21 protein-coding genes are annotated in these 21,524 nt (G+C 42.0%); all 21 read left to right on the forward strand.

Going from position 1 to position 21,524, the window contains the following annotated elements; all coding sequences use genetic code 11:
* The first annotated feature begins 11 nt into the window (after positions 1 to 11).
* Entirely contained in the window at positions 12 to 1,205 is a 1,194-nt protein-coding gene (locus tag CH367_RS07095) for an LA_1612 family putative O-antigen biosynthesis protein (RefSeq protein WP_100761777.1), read from the forward strand.
* A gap of 51 nt (positions 1,206 to 1,256) precedes the next feature.
* The gene (gene pseB / locus CH367_RS07100) at positions 1,257 to 2,258 is read left to right on the forward strand and encodes a UDP-N-acetylglucosamine 4,6-dehydratase (inverting) (protein ID WP_010575208.1); all 1,002 of its coding nucleotides are present in this window, start codon (positions 1,257 to 1,259) and stop codon (positions 2,256 to 2,258) included.
* 21 nt (positions 2,259 to 2,279) lie between these two features.
* Positions 2,280 to 2,990 (forward strand): pseudaminic acid cytidylyltransferase, encoded by a 711-nt coding sequence (gene pseF, locus CH367_RS07105; protein WP_100761778.1) that lies wholly within the window; start codon positions 2,280 to 2,282, stop codon positions 2,988 to 2,990.
* Between the two features lie 44 nt (positions 2,991 to 3,034).
* Positions 3,035 to 3,901: an SDR family oxidoreductase gene (locus CH367_RS07110; RefSeq protein WP_100761779.1), complete on the forward strand. Its 867-nt coding sequence runs from the start codon at positions 3,035 to 3,037 to the stop codon at positions 3,899 to 3,901.
* A gap of 11 nt (positions 3,902 to 3,912) precedes the next feature.
* The gene (locus tag CH367_RS07115; RefSeq protein ID WP_100761780.1) at positions 3,913 to 4,605 is read left to right on the forward strand and encodes a PIG-L deacetylase family protein; all 693 of its coding nucleotides are present in this window, start codon (positions 3,913 to 3,915) and stop codon (positions 4,603 to 4,605) included.
* A 51-nt stretch (positions 4,606 to 4,656) separates the two neighbouring features.
* Complete coding sequence (locus tag CH367_RS07120) at positions 4,657 to 5,691, forward strand: N-acetylneuraminate synthase family protein (RefSeq protein ID WP_100761781.1); 1,035 nt, start codon at positions 4,657 to 4,659, stop codon at positions 5,689 to 5,691.
* Positions 5,692 to 5,708: 17 nt separating this feature from the next.
* A complete protein-coding gene (locus tag CH367_RS07125; RefSeq protein WP_100761782.1) occupies positions 5,709 to 6,899 on the forward strand; it encodes an ATP-grasp domain-containing protein in 1,191 nt (396 codons plus the stop codon).
* Between the two features lie 25 nt (positions 6,900 to 6,924).
* Positions 6,925 to 7,584 carry a class I SAM-dependent methyltransferase gene (locus tag CH367_RS07130; RefSeq protein WP_100761783.1) on the forward strand — a complete coding sequence of 220 codons (660 nt, stop codon included), beginning with the start codon at positions 6,925 to 6,927 and terminating at the stop codon, positions 7,582 to 7,584.
* Positions 7,581 to 8,378 carry an amidohydrolase family protein gene (locus CH367_RS07135; protein WP_100761784.1) on the forward strand — a complete coding sequence of 266 codons (798 nt, stop codon included), beginning with the start codon at positions 7,581 to 7,583 and terminating at the stop codon, positions 8,376 to 8,378. The genes CH367_RS07130 and CH367_RS07135 overlap by 4 nt, the downstream gene beginning before the upstream one ends.
* Entirely contained in the window at positions 8,375 to 9,409 is a 1,035-nt protein-coding gene (locus CH367_RS07140) for a 4-hydroxy-2-oxovalerate aldolase (RefSeq protein WP_100761785.1), read from the forward strand. The genes CH367_RS07135 and CH367_RS07140 overlap by 4 nt, the downstream gene beginning before the upstream one ends.
* 22 nt (positions 9,410 to 9,431) lie before the next feature.
* Positions 9,432 to 10,442 carry a glycosyltransferase gene (locus CH367_RS07145; RefSeq protein WP_100761786.1) on the forward strand — a complete coding sequence of 337 codons (1,011 nt, stop codon included), beginning with the start codon at positions 9,432 to 9,434 and terminating at the stop codon, positions 10,440 to 10,442.
* A gap of 48 nt (positions 10,443 to 10,490) precedes the next feature.
* Entirely contained in the window at positions 10,491 to 12,239 is a 1,749-nt protein-coding gene (locus CH367_RS07150) for an LIC12162 family transferase (protein ID WP_100761787.1), read from the forward strand.
* 94 nt (positions 12,240 to 12,333) lie between these two features.
* On the forward strand, positions 12,334 to 13,509 hold the full coding sequence (locus CH367_RS07155) for a glycosyltransferase (protein ID WP_244284515.1): 1,176 nt from the start codon (positions 12,334 to 12,336) through the stop codon (positions 13,507 to 13,509).
* Between the two features lie 9 nt (positions 13,510 to 13,518).
* Positions 13,519 to 14,286: a glucose-1-phosphate cytidylyltransferase gene (rfbF, locus tag CH367_RS07160; protein ID WP_100761789.1), complete on the forward strand. Its 768-nt coding sequence runs from the start codon at positions 13,519 to 13,521 to the stop codon at positions 14,284 to 14,286.
* The gene (rfbG, locus tag CH367_RS07165; protein WP_100761790.1) at positions 14,286 to 15,377 is read left to right on the forward strand and encodes a CDP-glucose 4,6-dehydratase; all 1,092 of its coding nucleotides are present in this window, start codon (positions 14,286 to 14,288) and stop codon (positions 15,375 to 15,377) included. Before rfbF ends, rfbG begins: the two co-directional genes overlap by 1 nt.
* A 4-nt stretch (positions 15,378 to 15,381) precedes the next feature.
* Complete coding sequence (locus tag CH367_RS07170; protein WP_100761791.1) at positions 15,382 to 15,834, forward strand: dTDP-4-dehydrorhamnose 3,5-epimerase family protein; 453 nt, start codon at positions 15,382 to 15,384, stop codon at positions 15,832 to 15,834.
* Positions 15,831 to 16,778: an NAD-dependent epimerase/dehydratase family protein gene (locus CH367_RS07175; protein WP_100761792.1), complete on the forward strand. Its 948-nt coding sequence runs from the start codon at positions 15,831 to 15,833 to the stop codon at positions 16,776 to 16,778. Before CH367_RS07170 ends, CH367_RS07175 begins: the two co-directional genes overlap by 4 nt.
* 19 nt (positions 16,779 to 16,797) lie before the next feature.
* Positions 16,798 to 17,694: a glycosyltransferase gene (locus tag CH367_RS07180; RefSeq protein ID WP_100761793.1), complete on the forward strand. Its 897-nt coding sequence runs from the start codon at positions 16,798 to 16,800 to the stop codon at positions 17,692 to 17,694.
* 28 nt (positions 17,695 to 17,722) lie between these two features.
* Positions 17,723 to 18,556: a class I SAM-dependent methyltransferase gene (locus tag CH367_RS07185; protein WP_100761794.1), complete on the forward strand. Its 834-nt coding sequence runs from the start codon at positions 17,723 to 17,725 to the stop codon at positions 18,554 to 18,556.
* An 11-nt stretch (positions 18,557 to 18,567) separates the two neighbouring features.
* The gene (locus CH367_RS07190; protein ID WP_100761795.1) at positions 18,568 to 19,428 is read left to right on the forward strand and encodes a polysaccharide deacetylase family protein; all 861 of its coding nucleotides are present in this window, start codon (positions 18,568 to 18,570) and stop codon (positions 19,426 to 19,428) included.
* A complete protein-coding gene (locus CH367_RS07195; RefSeq protein ID WP_100761796.1) occupies positions 19,428 to 21,521 on the forward strand; it encodes a lipid II:glycine glycyltransferase FemX in 2,094 nt (697 codons plus the stop codon). Before CH367_RS07190 ends, CH367_RS07195 begins: the two co-directional genes overlap by 1 nt.
* The last annotated feature ends 3 nt before the right edge of the window (positions 21,522 to 21,524 follow it).

Below are 21,524 nucleotides of genomic sequence, written 5' to 3' on the forward strand. Positions count from 1 at the left end.
AAATTCTAATATTGCTTTTTAAGATCGTAAACAAAATCCGAAGTCTATTCCTATTCTTTCTTAAGTCAGAGAAAGAATGGAGATTGCCGAAAAAAAGCGACTTATTGTTTTACGATTTCGTCGGGTACGAGGCTTTTGAAAGTTATATCCGAATGTATGATCCCACCGTCTTATACATTCGAGGTGAAAAATTCAACGTTCCCGTATTCCTTTCGGCGCTTTTAAAGGGAAGGCCGGGTTTACAAGGTTATATAGACGAGTTCATTCGTTCCGTAAAACCGAAGTTGATTCTGACATATATCGATAATAATCCGAAGTTTTACGAATTGAAGGAAGCGCATCCGGCAATCGTCACCATGTTCGTGCAAAACGGTTTTCGAGGCGAGATCGGAGACATTTTCGGTTATCTAACGCCGAAAGAGACGTATAACGTCGATTATATGCTGACGTTGGGCGCCGATATCGGGGAAAAATATTCCCAATATATCAAAGGAAAATCGATTTCGATCGGTTCTTTTAAGAACAATAAGATTCCGAAAGGAAAATCGATCGATTCTTCGAAAATCGATTCCATTCTTTTTATTTCTCAATACATCAAACGACCGCAAAATGAAACCGAACCGTTTTACGTGGAAGCGGACGGATCGGTGTATTACTGGGAACAATTCTACGAGACCGAATTGCTCTTGTTACCTTTTCTCAAAACGTATTGTTTGGAAAAGGGGCTATCCATCAAAGTTTGCGGTAGAACTAAAAAGAACGATCCGGACGAATTCGATTTTTATAAAAATTATTTCGAAGGATTGGATTGGACCATGACACCGCACGAGTCCTTTCGTTCGAGTTACGAGTTGATCGATTCCGCTCCGATTACCGTTTTTGTCGATTCGACCTTAGGGTATGAGGCTTTGGCCAGAGGAAAAAGATCGGTGGGGATTACTTCGCGTTGTCGTTCGTTGAAAAACGAATCCTATAGATTCGGATGGCCGGGCAAGTTGTCCGATAACGGTCCTTTTTGGACCAACGATCTGAATCTCAAGTCCGTTCGACGAGCTCTGGATCATGTGATCGAAATTTCGGAGAATTCCTGGCAAGAAGAACTGAAAGAATCCGGATTCGCCAGAACGGTCGATTTTGATCCGGATAATTCTCGCTTTAGGGAATTGCTTTCTGGAATATTAGTAAAAAACAATAATCTAAATTAGTAATTTTTAAGATAATACGTTAATTGGAATCTAAATTTTTGGAATATACGAATGAGTAAAAGTAAGTCGATTTTAATCACAGGTGGAACCGGTTCGTTCGGTAAAGAGTTTACGAAAAGGATTCTCGCCGATTATCCCGATGTTAAAAGATTGGTGATTTATTCGAGGGATGAACTGAAACAATACGAAATGTCTCAGGAATTTCCGGAAAGTAAATATCCTCAGATTCGTTATTTTATCGGGGATATTCGTGATCGCGAGAGAATCACAAGAGCTCTGGAAGGAATCGACACGGTGATTCACGCCGCGGCTTTAAAACAAGTGCCCGCCGCGGAATACAATCCTTTCGAAGCGATTAAAACGAATATCATCGGCGGACAAAACCTGATAGAAGCCTGTATCGACCGAGGAGTGAAGAAGGTAGTGGCTCTTTCGACCGATAAGGCCGCGGCGCCCGTGAACTTATACGGAGCTACAAAACTCGCTTCGGATAAACTTTTCGTTGCGGCGAATAACTTCAAAGGTTCTCACGATATAAAATTCTCGGTGGTTCGTTACGGAAACGTGATGGGGAGCAGGGGCTCGGTGATTCCATTCTTTTTAAATAAGAAAAAGGAAGGAGTTCTTCCGATCACGGACGAAAGAATGACCCGATTCAACATCACTTTAAAAGAAGGGGTCGATCTCGTTTTATTCGCATTGGAGAATATGTGGGGCGGCGAGATCTACGTGCCGAAAATTCCTAGCTACAGAATTTTAGACGTTGCGGCGGCCGTTGCGCCCGAGTGTAAAACGGAGATCGTAGGTATTCGTCCCGGTGAAAAGATTCATGAAGAGATGATTACCGAAACCGACGCGCTCAGCACGATCGAGTTCGATAAGTATTTCGTAATATTGCCTTCTTTTAAACCGACTTGGTCGATCGACGAATTTAAAAAATTCTTCAAAGGCGACTATTGTAAACAAGGGTTCCGTTACAATAGCGGTGAAAATACCGAGTGGTTGACCGTAGAGGAATTGAAACAATTGATCAAGGACTATGTAGTCGTTTAAGAATCTTTGAGCGATACGGATATGAAAAAACTTTGTATCATTACGGCCCGAGGCGGTTCGAAGCGGATTCCACGTAAGAATATTAAGAATTTTTACGGAAGACCGATCATTTCTTATCCGATCGAACTCGCGCTTAAGTCGAACCTTTTCGACGAGGTTATGGTTTCCACGGACGATCGGGAAATTGCGGAAATTTCCAAAAGTTATTCCGCGAAGATTCCATTCTTTAGAAGCGAGAAAAATTCGAACGATACCGCGGGCACGGATGCGGTTTTGTTCGAAGTCATCGAAGAATATAAGAAATTGGGAATGAACTTCGATTATGCGTGTTGTATTTATCCCACTTCTCCTTTGCTCACTCAAAAGAAATTGGAAGAAGCTTGGGATTTGTTGCGCGCAAAGGATTTGGATACGGTTTTTTCCATGATCAAATATAGTTCTCCGATACAAAGGTCGTTACGTTTGAACGACGAGGGATTGGTTTCCATGTTTCATCCCGAGAATTTAACGAAACGATCTCAGGAGTTGGAATCGGCCTATTATGACGCGGGTCAATTCTACTTTTTTAATATTCAAAGATTCTTAGATAAGGGAAAACTTTGGACCGATCGTAGCTCCGCGATTCTTTTAGACGATATGGAAGCGCAGGACATAGACAACGAAGAAGATTGGAATCTTGCCGAGTTTAAGTATCAGGTTAGAATGCAGTCGATCGATTCTCCTAACCTCTGAATTTTAAGTTTCGTTTTTTATAATATTATTTCGATCCAAAGCCGATGTCCCAAAAGACCATTTTAATCACCGGTTCCGAAGGTTTACTCGGATCCTCCTTAGTTCCGTTCCTAAAAAATCTAAATCACAACGTGATCCGTCACAGTAGGAGCGGTAGCACCGAAGCGATCGGAGACCTTGTGGATAAGAAGATCGTTTGGAAGGTATTGGACGATCATACTCCGGACTTCATCATAAATCTTGCGGCCGCGACGAACGTGGACGAGTGCGAGAGGAAACCGAATTACGCGTATTTATTAAACGTAAGAATTTTGGAAAACATAGTTTCCTGGATTCAGTCGAAACAATCGAAAACACATTTGATTCATGTTTCAACTGATCAGGTTTACGACGGTAAAGGACCACATCTCGAAGAGAACGTCGAGTTGACCAATTATTATAGCTTTTCCAAATATACGGGAGAACTAGTCGCGAACGCCGTTTCGAGTACGGTTCTACGAACTAATTTTTTCGGTTATAGTAAGAATGATATCAGACGTAGTTTTAGCGATTGGATCATCGAATCGGTCGACGCGGATAAGGAGATTACGGTATTCGAAGATATTCGTTTTAGTCCCTTGTCTCTTTCCACACTTGTTGAAATGATTCATAAGGTACTCTTGAATCCTAAAAAAGGAATTTATAATTTAGGTTCCAGCGACGGCATCAGTAAGGCCGACTTCGCTTATAAACTCGCCGACATTCTGAATAAATCGAAGGAAAAAATCAGAAAGGGATCCATCTTCGATCTCAATCTAAAAGCGTATCGACCTCGCGATATGACTATGAACGTTTCGAAGTTTGAAAGTGATTTCGACATTCGTCTTCCGAAAGTGGAAGATGAAATATTGACTCTTTTACAAAAAGGATAATCGTTTTCACAATGAGAAAAATACTGATTATAGCGGCGCATCCCGACGACGATATTCTCGGCTGTGGCGCTTTTATCTATACACACGGAAACGATTGCGAATTTAGAATCGTGTTTATAGCGGAAGGCAGTACGTGCCGATTCGCATCCGATGAGATCCGATCCCCGGAAGCTTTAAAACAAATCGAAATCAGAACCGCTTCCGCTAAAAAAAGTCTCGAGGTTCTCGGGGTAAACGATTATAAATTTTACGATCTTCCTTGCGGAAGATTGGATCAAGTTCCGATTATCGATATCAATAAAATCATAGAAAACGAGATTAAAACCTTCAAACCGGAAACGGTGATGATCCATTCCGAAACCGACGTGAACAACGATCATCGTATCGTTGCTCGTTCCCTTGCGATGGCGGCTCGTCCGGTTTGGTCCGATTGCGACGTGAATATACTTTCATTCGAAGTGCTTTCCACAACCGAATGGAATCTTACGGATCCGTTTGTTCCGAATTTATTCGAGGAGATCTCGGAGGAATGTTTAAAGAAAAAGTGGGAAGCATTAGAATGTTATTATACCGAAATCAAGGAATTTCCATATCCGCGATCCTATACCGGTTTGGAAACTCTCGCAAGATATAGAGGAATGCAATCCGGTTTCAAATTGGCGGAAGCTTTCAAAATCATTCGATGGAAAAATAAGTTTCAATAATTCTCGGATTCGTTCGAGAGATTCAAAACAATTCATCTGCAGGGTAAACGTTTGAGCAAAGAAATCAAAATAGGAAAACGAACGATCGGAAAAGGACATCCTACGTACGTAATCGCGGAAATCGGAACGAATCACAATCAGGATTTGAATCTTGCTTTGGATATGATTTCCATGGTTAAGGAAACTGGAGCCGACGCCGCTAAGTTTCAGTCGATTCAATTTTCGGAATTGTATGTGGAGAGTCTGGAAACAAAAGATTTCCGCGAATGGTTTCGACAAATCGAACTCGAAGAATCCTGGTATGAAGCCCTTGCGAAACGATGTGCCGACGAAGGGATCGACTTCTTATCCTCGCCGACGTATGCACCCGCAGTCGATCTTCTCGAAAAAGTAAACGTTCCCGCGTATAAATTGGCTTCTCCACAAGTACAAGCGAATTTGAAAGTTGTGGAACGCGCGGCGCAAACGATGAAACCGTTGATTCTTTCCGTGGGTTACTGCGAATACGGAGACATACAAAGAGCCGTAAATCGTTGCAAATCGGTCGGCAACGATTCTTTGATTCTGCTTCATTGTAATTCCAAATACCCGGTCAAAGCGGAAGAATCCAATTTATCGTTCATACAAACGTTAGCCGCAATGACGAACGAGTTAACGGGTTACTCGGATCATTCTATGGGAACTCATATGAGCGTCGCCGCAGTGAGCTTAGGAGCTTGTATCATAGAGAAACACGTAACGACGGATCGAAATCAGAAAGGGCCCGATCATCCGTTTGCGATGACCTTTGCGGAATTTAAGGACATGACCGAACAGATACGAGAAGTGCAAGCGGGACTTGGAACCGGCGCTCGTCTTCATCTACTTCCCGAAGAATGGGAAAGCAGAAGGAAAGTGGAACTGAAGGCCGTTTCTCGCAAAACGATCCAAGCCGGTGAAACTTTATCGGATGAGAATATGATCTTCTTTCGTTCCGCTCAAAAAGGCGTTTCCATCGATCAGGTCGAGCTATTGAAGAATACTAAATCGAAACAAAACATTGAGAGCGGTCAGCTCATTCAATGGAAGATGCTTGAGCATTTATAAAAGAGGGAGAATTAAACGTGAAAAAATTGATGATCATCGGCGCAACTTGGGAGCAACTTCCTCTCATTCAAACCGCTAAAAGCAAAGGTTATTACGTAGTTGCCACCGATTCGAACCCGGAAGCGATCGGATTACCATACGCGGATGCTACGGAGAATTTAGATCCAAGAGATTTGGGCAAGGCTTTGGCGATTGCGAAAAAACACCAAGTGCAGGGAGCCGTTGCGGACGAATGCGATTATTCTCATTACGCGGCAACCTACGTAAACGAGACCTTGGGCTTTCCGACGGATGGAATTGCGGCCGCACAATTTACGACGAATAAAAGATGGATGAGAGAAAGATGCAGAGAACATCATATTCTTCAGCCTCGTTTTGTAGCTTGTAGAACTTTGGAAGAAGTGGACGCCGCCGCGGAATTGATCGGACTTCCCGTAATCGTTAAACCGACGGATAACAGAGGTAGTTTCGGAGTTCACAAAGTGGAGAAGAAAGAAGATCTGAAAGCGGCTTATCTTGATTCTTTACTGAACGCACATTCTCGAGAAGTTCTCGTCGAAGCGTTTATCGAAGGAATTCATTTAACCGTGGACGGTTGTATGGATCAAAACGGAGAACATCATAATTTAGCGATCGCTTCCAAAAAAGTAACACCCGGCGACAAACCCATCATTACGGAGGTTCTTTATCCCGCGGCGATTTCTCCGGAATCAATCGATCATGTTTTAAAAACGAATTCGGCCGTAATCGAAGCCCTTCAAATTAAAAAAGGAGCGACACATTCGGAATACGTTTTAGACGATAAGGGACGTTGTTTCTTATTGGAAACCGCGACTCGAGGGGGAGGGGTTCTTACTTCCGCAAAAATCATACCCGAAGTGAGTAACGTAAACATTTCGGAATTGCTGATCGCGAACGCGATGAACGAAAAATATTCCGTAAATCTTTCCTTCAACAGAAAGGCCGCGATCTTGACCTTTTTTATTTTCTCTCCCGGAAAAGTAAAATCGATCGAAGGATTGGATAAGGTAAGCGCGATGCCCGAAGTCTTACACATTCAACTTTCCATAAAACCGGGAGACACGTTATCGCCGATGCAATCGGGAGCGGATAGGCACGGTTTTGCGATCATCACCGCCGAGGACGTTCCGTCTTTGCAGAAAATGCGCGAAACGATTTTTAATTCGATTAAAATTCAATACGAGTAATCGTTTAGAGGACGGCAATTCAGCGATGAATTTGGATGAATTAAACAACGTAGATAAAAAATTAATCGAAAGATATTCCACACGATATCAAAAATTCGGTCAAGACCCTCGAACCCTCGGTTGGGATAATAAAACGAATCAGGAGATTCGTTTTAAGAATGCGGTTCGCGGTGTGGATATTTCCGGAAAAAAAATACTGGATATCGGTTGCGGTTTCGCCGATTTCAATCAATTCTTACTGAATGACTCCGGAGGAAAAAACTTCGAATACTCCGGTGCGGATATAAATCCGGATCTCATCGGCGAATGTAAAACTCGATTTCCGAAAAGTAATTTCGAGATCGTGAACATCCTAAGCGAACCCGGTCGAATCCAAGAAAATTCCTACGATGTTGTATCCATGTTCGGAGTTTTAAACTTTAAGTTTGCGGAAATTCAAAATTTAGATTTTGCTAAAGGTATGATCGAACAGGCTTTCCGTTACGCTAAAGAAGTTTTGGTCGTGGACATGCTCAGTCAGGTTTTTGATGCGAAGTATCCGCCGGATGATTTCGTTTATTATTACGATCCTGCGGAGATGTTAAAATTCGCCCTCACGCTCACTCCGCATGTCAGCCTGATTCAGGATTATATTTCGATTCCGCAAAGAGAGTTTGTTTTACAATTAAGGAAAAGTCCAATATGATTATCGATATGTTCATTCACCCCATCGTCAAACCGAGCGAAGCGGACCTATTCAATATAGATCCGAATAGCGTCTCGGTTGTCGGCGATCATTTAGCGAACGCATTTAAGAAGAATGATATCTCGCATGGAGTGATTTGTTTTTTCGATATTAAATTCTTAAAGAACGAAACACATTTGAATGCGTTTCGCCAATCGAGAAACGATAACTTATTTTCTTATTCTTATTTGATCGACTTTAGAGATCCGGAGTGGTTGATGTCTTTGACCTTAGCCGCGAAAGAAGGTTTTAAATCGATCACCTTCCATTCTTACCTGCAGGAAATCAAAGAATCCGATTTCGATAAGATCCAAAAGATTTGTATCGAAGCGGAAAAATTAGGTCTTTATATCAACGTTTGTTCCGCGTTCGGCAGTAAGAAGATCTATAAGTATTACAGTCTTCCCTTGGCGGTTCATATTTTAGACGCGGTTTCTTGTCCGGTGTTGCTTGTTCACGCGGGTGGCGGAAAGTTAATCGAAGCGTTACAGATCGCCGAAATGTATCCAAACGCGTATTTAGAAACTTCGTTTTCGGTTACGTTTTGGAAGAATAGTAGCGTAGAAATGGACTTGGCTTACGGTATTCGAAAATACGGAGCGGATCGTTTTATGTTCGGTTCCGATTTTCCGTTCGTATCCTTGGAGACGGCGATCGAAGATCACAATCTATTCTTTAAGAAATTCGGCTTCGGTCAAACCGAGATCGATCAGGTGATGTTTCAGACTTCTAAGAAAGTATTAAACTTAAAATGATAAAAGAATTTATAAATAATTTTCAGCACCCGATCCTACTCGACTGCACGATTCGAGACGGCGGCTACGCAATCAATTTCCAATTCTCGGCGCGGGACACGAGAAATATCTGTTCCAACCTGGATAAGGCCGGCATTCGTTTGATCGAAGTCGGGCATGGACTCGGACTTGGAGCCTCCAATCCTTCCAACGGAATCGCGTTTGAAACGGACGAGGATTATATATCCACGGCTAAGTCGGTTACTAAAAATTCTTTTATAGGCGCTTTTTTTATTCCGGGAGTGGGGAAGAAGGAAGATATAAAAAGAGCGAAAGACGCCGGTCTGGATTTTATCCGAATCGGGAAGGACGTCACCGATTTAGAAGCGACCAAAAGTTTTATAGAATATTCCCAAGAGTTGGGACTACACGTAAGTTTAAACATGATGAAATCATACGCCGTTAATTCATCGGAACTTGCGAAAATTATAAAGAATCTTCAAGGTTGGGGCGTTGACGCGATTTGTTTAGTCGATTCGGCCGGATGTATGTTGCCAGAACAAATCAGCGAATACGTTTCGGTTATCAGAGATAACTCCGAAGCGCCCGTCGGATTTCACGGTCATAACAACTTAGGAATGGCGAATGCGAATTCTCTTGCCGCATTAAAAAGTGGGGCGAAATTCGTGGACGGCACGTTACGCGGAATGGGAAGAAGCGCCGGCAACGCACAGACGGAAGCGATGGCGTTTATCTTTCAGGAATACGGTTTTGATACGAACCTCGATCCGTTTCTACTATTGGAGATGTCCGAAACCATCATAGAACCTTTGATGTTGTATCCCCAAGGTTTAAGTTCTATGGATATCGTCATAGGAATTTCAAAGTTTCATTCGGGACATCTTCCTCGTTTCAAACGCATTCTCAAAAGATACGATGTGGATTTGCGTAAGTTGATTATCGGCGTATCGAAGGTAAATTGTATCAATCCGAGCGACGAGCTGATCGAGTCGGTTGCTAAGGATTTAGCAAGAATCGACGAGTTTAGTTGAACGAGAATGGACGCCTAAAAGAATGAATCTTACTAAAAATAAAAAAGCGGTCTTTTTCACGGAAACCGGAGAAGGAATCGGATACGGACATTTGATTCGTTGCGAGGCCCTTCGTAATTCATTCGAAAGTCATGGTCTCGAAACCGATATTACGATGTTTGTTCGGGATTGGCCCGAATTCAAATATGAACGTTCTACGTTTCAGAATTGGATGGATATGAACGTTCCGATTCCATCCGGAGATATCGCCGTTGTCGATTCTTACATATCGAATTCGGACGCTTTGAAAAGAATTTCGGAAAATTTTTCTTACACAGCGGTTATCGATGATTTCAACCGAATTCACTATCCATTTGATTTAATCGTAAATCCGAATGTTCACGGTTCCGAGATTCAATACGACGGGCAGACCGCGCGGATAATTTCAGGAAATCGTTATACGATTCTGAGACCTCAATTTAAGGAAAGACGAAACGATTTTATAGTCAGAGATACGATCCAGAAAGTGATTATAACGAGCGGCGGAAGCGATTATAGACATTTAATTCCGAAATTTTCGACGTTTGTTGGTCGATATCCGGATATCGAGTTCATCGCTTTGGCGGGAATCGACGAATATGCGGATGAGTTGAATCGTAAATATCAAATTCCTAATTTGAAGATTCTGAAAAAATTGGACGCTCAGTCCATGATCGATCTGTTATGTACTTCCGACCTCGTTATAACCGCCGCGGGACAAACCATGAACGAACTCGCTTTTCTCGGCATTCCGTTTATCGCGATCTGTATCGACTACGATCAGGTGAATAATATAAAATCCTTCTTTGAAAGAGGTTGTGTCCGAGAAATTCTCAACTGGGACGATCCATCCCTTTTGGAAAAAGTTTCCAAATCGATCGATGTATTAAAGCCGAAGTCGGAAAGAGCGAAATTATACCAAATAGGGCAGTCGCTCATCGATGGAAAAGGGGCCGATAATCTTGCGGCTCAAATTCTGGAATTTTCTTCGGAAGCGACTTCAAATGTCGGATAACGTTCCCCGCTAAGATACATTACTTTTTTCCTTTTTTATTTTCAAACATTGAAGCGATATCTCGTAACTACGGCCGACGAACGAACCTGGAAGAAGGACGTTCCTATCTTATTCTTAGGAGAATGGTGTAGACGTTACGACAGGAAACACGTTTGGAACGGTTTGGATTACGAGGTCGCCCTTCCTTACGGAGTCGATCCAAAAGTTAAAAGGAATGATTTCGATTATTTAGAAAGTTTAAGATTGGTTTTCTTAAACGAAATTACGGAAGCTCTGAATCGACTTCACTCCGTTTCGTATTCGACCCGTTATTGGAATCTTGTATTAGGTCATTGGATTTTAAGATACCTTCGCGTATTTTACAACAGATATAAGACGATCGAACAGGTTCTCGATCGTTATGAGATTTCCGGAACCACTCAGTTGAAATTCGACGAGTATGATTTAGCGCCAAACGATTCGAATTCTTTGGTTGCGAATTCGAATCTGGATTTTTGGAATCACGTTATTTGCATCGAGTTACTTAAATTTTTTGACTTTGAAAATTTCGAGAATGTGCATGAAGCGGTTCGTATCAAAACCCTCTCGGTCGCTCCTAATTCGAAGCCTACTTGGAAGAAAATCGTATTATTCTTTTTGAATTCTATTTTACCGAGTTTATCAAGAAAATCAGATGCTTTTTTAATAAACACATATTTACCCTTTCAATACGAATTGAGTCTACAGATTCGATTGGCGCAGATCCCGCAGCTATGGAGAAGTCCAGATTTGCCGGAATGGGGGATTAACGGGAATCTCAGACAGTCGTTCCAACTTCCCAATTCGGAAGGACGAAGTTTTGAAACCTTTGCTTGGAAAATGTTACCGAAGGCTATGCCTCTTTGTTTTATTGAAGGTTTTCCGGAGATACTCGAAAATTCAAAAAGTTTAAAATGGCCTAAAAAACCTCGTTTTATATTTACTTCCAATAATTTTGATACGGACGAAAACTTTAAGGTTTGGGCGGCAGGGAAGACTCTCCAGGGGATCCCATACATTGTTGGTCAACATGGCAATAATTATGGGACGATGCACGGAATTCAAAATTCACCGGAATTGGTAAATACTGATTCTTTTGTAACTTGGGGTTGGAGTCGCACTGAGAAACATATTCCTGGGTTTGTTTTTACTAAGTGCAATGAGAAACTGGGAGAGTATGATTCGAATGGAGGACTTTTGTTAATCGAGTTTCCTCCGGCAATGCGTCTTGGTCCCGAAGATAGTTGGTTTGATTTTACGAAATATTTTGAAGAGCAATTGGTTTTTTATAAAAGTTTGCCGGATGAAATCCGAAATCAGACGATAGTCAGGCTTCACAATTCTTTTAAACGTTTCGATTGGTTTGACGAGGAGCGGTGGAAAGATTTTGATTCAAACGTTAAGATCGATTCGAGCCGTTTAAAGTTAAAAGAACTAATACTAAAATCAAGACTTGTAGTGCATTCTTATGATTCCACTGGAATCCTGGAAACATTAAGTCTTAACATTCCCACACTCTGCTTTTGGAGAAATGAATTTACGCATTTAGTTGAAGAGGCGATTCCTTTTTATCAAAATTTGAAACGAGTTCGGATTTTTCATTCTTCACCTCAAGAAGCAACGCAGTTTATAGCTATGAATTGGGCTTCAATTGACGATTGGTGGTACAGTGAAGACGTTCAGTCGGTCCGGCGGTCTTTCTGCGAAAAATATGCGATGAGATCTAAACATCCGATCTCGACGTTGAAAAAAATTCTCCTAGATGTTTCGAAAAATTGATTTCGCTTAGTGCAGACTTCCGCAGTTAGAATTACCTAAATACTCGATGAACGTTCTTTTCTTTTCAGACGAATACATAAAATCAACAAAAGGAATGTATCGGGTTTGGAGTTGCCAGGCCCTTGAGTCCAGTGTCCATAATCGTGTAACGATATTATTGAATCGAGAACACTGGGCTTTTCAGGAAACGAAGGATCTGTTTAGAGGGAATGAGGCCGTAAAGATAGAGAGACTCGATGTTCGACTTCCGGAAGAATGGGTCAACAATGGTTTAGAACCGTTTTCATCCAATCTAATCGGAAAAATCGTACGGAAATTTATTTATAACTTAATAACGTTTCTATCAAGTCCGTTTTTCTTGTTCATCCTTGTTCTCAAACTTCGAAGGATAAATCCGGATGTTCTCTACTGCCATAGCGGTGGATGGCCCGGAGGAAAGCTCAGCCGACTTTTAATGATCGCATCCAAATTGTTGAATATTAAAAATCGAATTTTGGTGCTTCATAACTTTCCCGCAATACAAGGCAAGGTCTTAAAATTTCTATATTCTTTCCCGAGGTTCATTCAGGCGAAGATGATGGAATTCTCCGCAACCGATATCGTTGCAGTTTCCGAAGCGTTGAAAGATGTTTTGGAAGCCGAGGTTTTTGAAAGAAAACTCAAGATGATTTACAACGGCCTTCCCGTGGATCTTACTTTGGATCAACCCAAGGAAGTAAGTCTTTTAAATTGGAAGCCGAAAGAACAAAGGGTAGTCGGTTTCATCGGTTCTTTGACACCGCCTAAGGCTCCGCATACTTTGGTGGAAGCTTTCGAGTTCGTAACCGCAAAATGTGAGCTCGCTCTTTTGGGTCCCGGAGATCCCACTTATATCGGTTATTTAAAGCAGATCTCGTCGACTTATAAAAACCCGGTCAGCTTTTTAGGCTTTCATAACGATGTGAATCAGTTTTTAAAACAAGTGGATTTATTGGTCGTACCTTCTTCTCATTTTGAAAGTTTCGGAATGGTGATCCTGGAAAGTATGAGAATGAAGAAACCCGTGATCTGTACCGACTTCGGCGGCATGAAAGAAGTTGTTGCGAACGGAAAAACGGGAATGGTTGTTCCTGCTAAAAATATAAAAGCGATGGGGAGCGCGATCGATTACTTGCTTAAGAACCCGAAAATAAGTAAAGAGATGGGTCTTGCCGGTTATAAACGCTTTCTCGAAGAATTTACTTCTTCAAAAATGAATTCTGAATACGAAAAACTTTGTACAATTGTTTAAGGAAATTGAATGAAAACTGTATTACTTTGCGGTGGTTTGGGAACTCGTCTGAGTGAAGAGACGACTGTAAAACCCAAACCAATGGTGGAAATCGCCGGAAAGCCGATTCTTTGGCATATAATGAAAATTTACGAACACTACGGTTTCGGAGATTTTATATTAGCTTTAGGTTATAAAGGTGAGGTGATTAAGGATTATTTTTTAAACTATCACGCAAGAATGAGCGATCTTACCGTTAGCTTGAAATCCGGAGGAGTGGAATACTCGAATCCGACCGCGGAAGATTGGAAAGTTCAGTTGATCGACACCGGAGCTCTCACGATGACTGGCGGAAGATTGTTGCGCCTAAAGGATCATTTAAAGGAAACCTTTATGGTAACGTATGGAGACGGGGTTTCCAACGTGGACATTCAAAAACTTTTAAGTTTTCATAAGTCTCATGGAAAACTTGCGACCGTAACGGCAGTTAGACCTCCGGTTCGATTCGGAGAATTATCGATATCGGGCAATCAAGTCATACGATTTCAAGAAAAACCGCAAGCGGAAGAGGGATGGATCAACGGCGGGTTTTTCGTCTTCGAACCTGAAGTTCTGAATTATATAGCCGATGATACGGTTATGTTGGAAAGAGTTCCTTTGGAAGCGCTCGCTCAAGCCGGTGAGTTGATGGCTTTTCATCATCACGGTTATTGGCAATGTATGGATACTCTTAGAGATAAACAAACGCTGGAAGAGTTGTGGCAACACAATAAAGCTCCTTGGAAATTGAGCCATTGATGTTTCAGAATATATATAAGAATAAAAGAGTTTTTATAACCGGACATACCGGATTTAAAGGATCCTGGTTGGCCGTATGGTTGCATTCCTTAGGTGCGGAAGTCGCCGGATTTTCTTTGGACATTCCTACGTCTCCGAATCATTTTGAACTGCTCGATCTCGGTAAAAAGATCAAGGATTATCGCGGAGATATCCGAGATCGAAAAGTATTATCGGATGCGATAGACGATTTTAAACCGCAGATCATATTTCACATGGCCGCTCAAGCTCTTGTAAGAAAATCGTATCAAGATCCGACTTCAACCTTCGAAACGAACGTAATGGGAATGGTAAATCTGCTCGATATCGTTCGAACCAGAGATTGGGTGGAGGTTGCCGTTTTAATTACAAGCGACAAGGCTTATCGAAACGACGAATGGTGTTGGGGATATCGTGAAACGGACGCGTTAGGCGGTCATGATCCTTACAGCGGTTCGAAAAGTTGCGCTGATTTGGTCGCACATTCTTTCTATCATTCTTATTTTAAAGAATCGAAAACGAGGATTGCGATTACACGTGCGGGTAACGTAATCGGAGGCGGGGATTGGGCCGCGGATCGAATCGTTCCGGATTGTATTCGCGCCTGGTCCTCCAAGGAATCGGTCTCGATTCGAAGTCCGTTGGCAACACGTCCTTGGCAACATGTCTTGGAACCTCTGAGCGGCTATTTATTGTTAGGCGCTAAATTGTACGAAGGTCAAAAGGATCTAATCGGCGAAGCGTTTAATTTCGGTCCCGATGCGAACGTAAATCAGACCGTTTCGGAATTGTTGGATGCCATGGTGGAAAGATGGCCGGGAATGAAATGGGGTGTTCCGGAAGGATATGAAGGTGGTGGAAAAGAAGCCAACCTACTTAAACTTTCGTGCGATAAAGTTTTGTTCCATCTTAAATGGCAGGCCGTCTTGGGTTTTTCGGAAACGGTGGACTTTACGGTGAACTGGTATCGAAACTGGTTGGAAAAAAAAGAAAACGTCTACGACTTCACTCTTTCGCAAATCAATTTTTATTGCGAACTCGCATCTAAAAAGAATTACGTCTGGATTCGTTAAGTTTATGGAATCTTTTTTAGAAGGTGTTATCGTAACCTCGCTCAAAGAAATCTTCGATCCGAAAGGATCGGTCTTACACATGATCCGCGTCGACGATCCCGAATATAAAGGATTCGGAGAATGTTATTTTTCGGAAGTAAGTCCGGGTGCGATTAAGGCTTGGAAATTACATACGAAACAAACGCAGAATTTTACGGTTCCGGTCGGGAAGATAAAATTAGTTCTTTTTGACGATCGCGAGAATTCCAGTACGAAAGGAAAGATTCAGGAAATTATTTTAGGAAGACCGGGACATTACCAAAGAGTAAAGATACCGCCTAAAATTTGGTACGGCTTTACATGTGTCTCCGAAGAAAAAGCTATGATCGCGAATTTTACGGACATACCTCACGATCCGAATGAATCCGAACGATTACCGGAATCGGATCCTCTTGTTCCGTTTACTTGGAGTTCATGACTCGAAAAAAAATATTGATCACGGGCGCTTCCGGGCTTTTGGGAGGAAGAATCGCAAAGTATTTCGGAGAGCTGGACGAGTTTGAAATCAATTTAGCGACTTCCAAGAAGATAGAATTCCCCGATTCGATTCGATTTGGAAAATTCGTTTCCATCGATTGGAATTCTGGAACCTCTTTAGAAGACGCTTGTGACGGTGTCGAATTTATCGTTCATTGTGCCGGCATGAATGCTCAGGATGCGACTCGAGATCCGCAAGCGGCGATCGAATTTAACGGGCGAGCAACCGGACGTTTGTTGGATGCGGCAATCCGGAAAAAGTCTTCTAAGTTCGTTTACTTTTCGACGGCTCATGTTTATGGAAGTCCGTTAGAAGGCGACATCTCGGAAGATTCTCCCTTAACAAATCCTCATCCTTATGCGATGAGTAACTTAGAAGGGGAGAAGGAAGTAAACGATCGAACCGCTTCCGGAAAAATTTCGGGGTTTAACATCCGTTTGTCGAACGCTTTCGGTGCTCCGGCAGATCCGAACGTAAATTGTTGGACCCTTCTCGTAAACGATCTATGTAGGCAAGCGGTAACGACGGGGAGAATGGTATTGAAAACGACCGGTCTGCAAAGAAGGGATTTTATTCCGATCACGGATGTTTGTAACGCCGTATATCATATTTTTAGAATACAATCAAACTTGAATCCGGTTACGTATAATCTGGGCGGAAATAAGTCTATGACCGTATGGGAAATGGCGAATCTGGTTCGAGAAAGATGCGGTATAATTCTCGGCTTTTTGCCGATATTGGAAAGAGTGGAACCCGGTGAAAACGAAACATCCGCAGATTTTAATTACGACACCGCAAAACTTCGTTCCACCGGATTTCTGCATTCGAATTCTTTCGAATCCGAAATCGACGATCTTATAAAATTTTGTAAACAATCCTTTTAGAATTGAAACTTTAACATTCATGACTCCGCTTATTTCCGTCGTTATTCCCACTTACAATCACGCGCATTTTTTGAAATTATCGCTGGCTTCGGTCATCAATCAAAGTTACTCGAACTGGGAAGCGATCGTTATCGACAATCATTCGGACGACGATACGGATAAGGTGGTTGCCTCCTTTCAGGATTCACGAATTCGCTTAACAAAAATAAGAAACAACGGAGTGATATCCGCGTCTCGGAATAAGGGAATCCAGGAAGCAAAAGGCGACTGGATTTCTTTTTTGGATTCGGATGACCTTTGGTTTTCGGACAAACTGAAGCGAGTTGTCGAAGAGATCGTAAAATCGGAAAACACGATCGACGTAATTTGCAATGACGAGTATATGGTTCGCCCCGGCGTCGAAGAAAAGTCTAGGTTGGTATACGGGCCGTATGAGGACGACTTCTACCGCAAAATGTTATTTTATGGAAATCGACTTTCCACCTCGGCGACCACGATCAAAAGAAAATTCTTAACCGAGAACGCGTTGCTTTTCAGTGAAAATCGTGAATTCGTAACCGTCGAGGATTACGATATGTGGTTGCGTTTAGCGAACGCAAAGGCGAAGTTTCTTTTCATCCCGGAAACATTAGGCGAATATACGATTCACGGTTCCAATCAGTCCGCTTCTTTGGACAGACATTTGAGTCATCTTGAAAATCTAATTCGTCATCACGTCTTTTATATTCAGAATTTCGATTTGAATAAGGAGCGTCTTTGGAAAAAATTTAGAGCGAGATTGACTTTTGATAAGGCGGTTGTGTATCTGCGCGAACGCGGATTTCTTTCCGCATTTCTTCTGATATGCAAATCCTTTGCGATATCGCCTATCGTGTTTTTTTCCCTCGTCTTCGCCAAATTCAATCGTAAATTCTAAATATCATCGACGTGTATACCTGCGTAAAATGGAAAACATATTAAAAAAACTCAATCTATCCAAGGACGGAATTTATTCCGCCGAAATTCCTTCCTCCGAACAGCAAATCGAATTGAAGATGAGAAGCGAGGTCGCTTCGAAAGAATATTCGGATTACTTCGAAGTCATTTCAAAGAATCATTCGATACCGGTTATGGATCGAGAGGTGAAGAATTTCTTGAAGAAGATTCAACCGAACGGAATCATTTTGGATATCGGCGGCTGTTGGGGATGGCATTGGAGAAACGTTCCGATCGATCGACCCGATGTGAAGGTAATCGTCGTCGATTTCTTACGCGAAAACCTAAATCATGCGAAGAAATTTTTGGGTGATACGATCGGAAAGCAGGTTTTTCTTCTTCACGCGGATGCGACTTCCTTACCGTTTCAAGATCTGATCTTTGACGGAGTTTGGACCGTTCAAACGTTTCAGCATATTCCCGATTTTAAGAAGGCATGTAGCGAGGCCTTTCGTGTTTTAAAAAAAGAGGGAACCTTCATCAATTATTCTTTAAACCTAACTCCATTGAACCGAATTCTTTACTCGTTGCTCGGAAAGAAATTTCATACGGAAGGAAAGTTAGAGGGCAGTTTCTTATTGAATAAAGCCAACAAAGCCCAGAAGAAAATACTTACGGATCTTTACGGAGAGGGAAACGTAAAAGAAGGATATTCAGAATGTCTTTTTCATCCGGATCTTCGACTGACTTTCAGCGGAAGGAAGAATAGCTTCTGGGGAATTTTAGATTATTACTATTCTAAACTTCCCGGTTTGAACGCCTTTTCAGCCAGACAGAAAAGTTTTACTGCAGTCAAAAAATAAGTTTAGAACGAATGTCATTTCTTCATAACGTTTTAGCGTCTTTTCATTTACCCTTAAAGATATATAATTCGATAGGGAAATTCCTGAGGGTCAAAAAGAATTCGGAACTTAGAGTTTTACTATATCATGATATAGCATTGGAGGATCGTTCCCGTTTTCGATCACAACTGGAAAAGATCTCCGAGACCTGGCAATTCGTATCACCGCAGGTTTTCGAAGAAATGATCCGTGGGGAACGCGAAATTATCGGAAGAAACGTTTTGCTGACCTTTGACGACGGTTATTTATCGAATAGAGTCGTAGCGGAAGAAATCCTCGGGCCGATGAAGATTCAGGCGTTATTCTTTATCATTTCCGATTTCGTAGACGTTCAAAACGACGAGCAAAGAAAACAATTCATTTCGAAAAATATATATCCGGACTTTACGCCCGCACAGGTACCCGAGCACTGGATTCCGATGCCTTGGAAGGATCTTCATTTTTTATTGAAGCAAGGACATTCGATCGGAAGTCATACAAGAACACATGCTAGACTTTCTAAAATCGATTCCTCCGAACGTTTAGAGGATGAGATTCTTTCTTCCAAAAAAAAATTAGAACGCGAACTCGGGATTCAACTGAAACATTTCGCCTATACGTTCGGCGACTTGGGAAGTTTTAGTAAGCAGGCTTTGACGATCGCGAAGGAAAACTACGAATTCGTACATACCGGTTTGAGGGGCGATAATGGAACGTCACCGAGTTGGGCGATTCGAAGAGAGGCTTTTTCGACTTCGGATTCGGACTCTTTGATGGGCGCTATCATGGAAGGTGGGGCCGATCTTCTTTATAAGAGCAAACTTCGAATTTATGAATCTTGGGGTTCGTTTTAATGTTCGTATTCGCTCCTCTGCCGAGCTGGAAAAATCTACTTTCAATATTCTTTTTTCGTAATGTAGATCGCGTATTTTTATCCAAAACTTGGACCGAACCTTCGAACGTTTCTCTATGGTTTTCAAAATCGGCTTGGTCTTTATTCTCCATAGCGACTTGGAAAAAATTTCATTCCGATCCGAATCAAGAAATTACTTTTTGGTTTCCGGAGTACTTCTGCAATTCTTCCCTGTTTTTGCTTAGGGAACAAGGAGTTAAGTTCGTCTTTTATCCCATAAAGGAGAATCGAGAACCGGATTACGCCGTCTGTAAAGAGTTAGCCACAAAACATCCGTTAGACGCCTTTGTTTTAGTTCATTATTTCGGTAAACCCAACGATGCGAATCGCGCTTTCGAGTTTTGTAAAACGAAGAATGCAGTTTTGATCGAAGACGCGGCCCATGTGTTAAAACCGGTAAAGGGGATCGGAGAGAAGGGAGATTTCGTATTATACAGTCCTCATAAACATCTTCCCATTCCCGATGGCGCCGTCTTGATCGTGCGTAACTCGGGACCGTCCAATGTCGTTTGGGAAAAAAGGGACGAAGATCAAGTAAAAAAGTCGGCACAAGAATTCTATCGTGCGAACGGCAACACTCGATTCTTTCTTCTAAAGTGGACGTTAAAACGTTTGCTTCAAAAGCTCGGATTTCGAAGCCGTATAGATCCTCACTCCGATTTTTTGAACGACGTTTCTACGGAGATCGTTTCATTTCCGTTTCTCTCTTCTTTATCCGGTAAAATGTTAAGCGACATCGTTTTGCGATTGGGCGCCGTCGCTAAAAAGAAAATTAGGCTTCGAGAAATTTGGAATGCGATTCTTTCGGATCGATTCGGATTGAACGTGAATCCGGAATCCCTGGATAGGAATTGGACTCCCTATTTAGCGGAGTATAGTTTCGACCGGACGGAAGACGCCGAGTCGGCGTTTCGAGCTTTGTTACAAGACGGGATTCCGGTTTCTACATGGCCGGATCTTCCACCTGAAGTTTTAAAAAATAACGAGAACGGGATCGCTAACGGACAAAGAAGAACCCGATTATTCGTATCGATTCATCAATCTTTGTCCGAAAGTAAAATTGCGAATTTATTTTACGGTGAAAAAGATTCTTTGCCAATCGTTTCCGAAGAATTGAACGCGGAGAGTTGGAACGAAGAATTGAATCGGATCGAACACACGAATCTTTTGCAATCTTGGGAATACGGCGAAGCCAAAAGAATCGGAGAGGGATGGAAGGCAAAACGAATTCTTCTGAGATCGAACGGAAAAAAAATAGGTTTGGTTCAGATTCTTTTCAAAAGATATCTTAAAATTTTTAACGTTTTTCGAATCAATAGAGGACCGCTTTTTTATCAGGACGTAAGTGAACGGGAAAAAGAAGCATCGCTTCTTTTTTTATCCGAGTATGCGTCCATCAAAAGAGGATCCGTTTTGTTTTTTAATCCCGAATTGAATTTAAACGGAAGAAGTTTGATTTCGATTTATAGAAACGGTTTTGTTAAGCGAAATCAAGTTTCTTGGTCTTCTTCTTATGTGGATCTTTCTTTGGATCAGGAAAGTTTAAGAAAGATCCTGGACGGGAAATGGAGAAACATGTTGAATGCGGCGGAGAGAAACGAACTCAGTCTGGAAGTAAGCGTTTCGCAGGATGATTTCCGATGGATGTTGGAAAAATATTCCGAACTTATGCAAACGAAGGATTTCTCCGGTATCGCGGTTTCTTTTCTTCAGAAGATGCGCGATTGTTCATCGGATGTTGAAAAACCTCTTCTCCTGGTCGCTTCTCATAGCGGCCGTAGAATCGCTTGTGTCTGTCTAACCTTGTCCAATCGCACCGCTATGTATCTTGTGGGATGGAATGGAGAAGAAGGAAGAAGATTGAAAGCGAATCAATTTCTTCTTTGGAACGCAATCGTAGAGTTGAAAGATCGAGGTTATCGTTGGTTCGATTTGGGCGGTATTGACGAAGAAAACACTTCGACTGTCGCGGAGTTTAAATTGGGAATCAACGGCGCTCGATACGAATTGGCGGGAGAATTTCTCGCTTTCTAGGAT

The sequence above is a fragment of the Leptospira barantonii genome, from assembly GCF_002811925.1.
GTDB lineage: Bacteria > Spirochaetota > Leptospiria > Leptospirales > Leptospiraceae > Leptospira > Leptospira barantonii.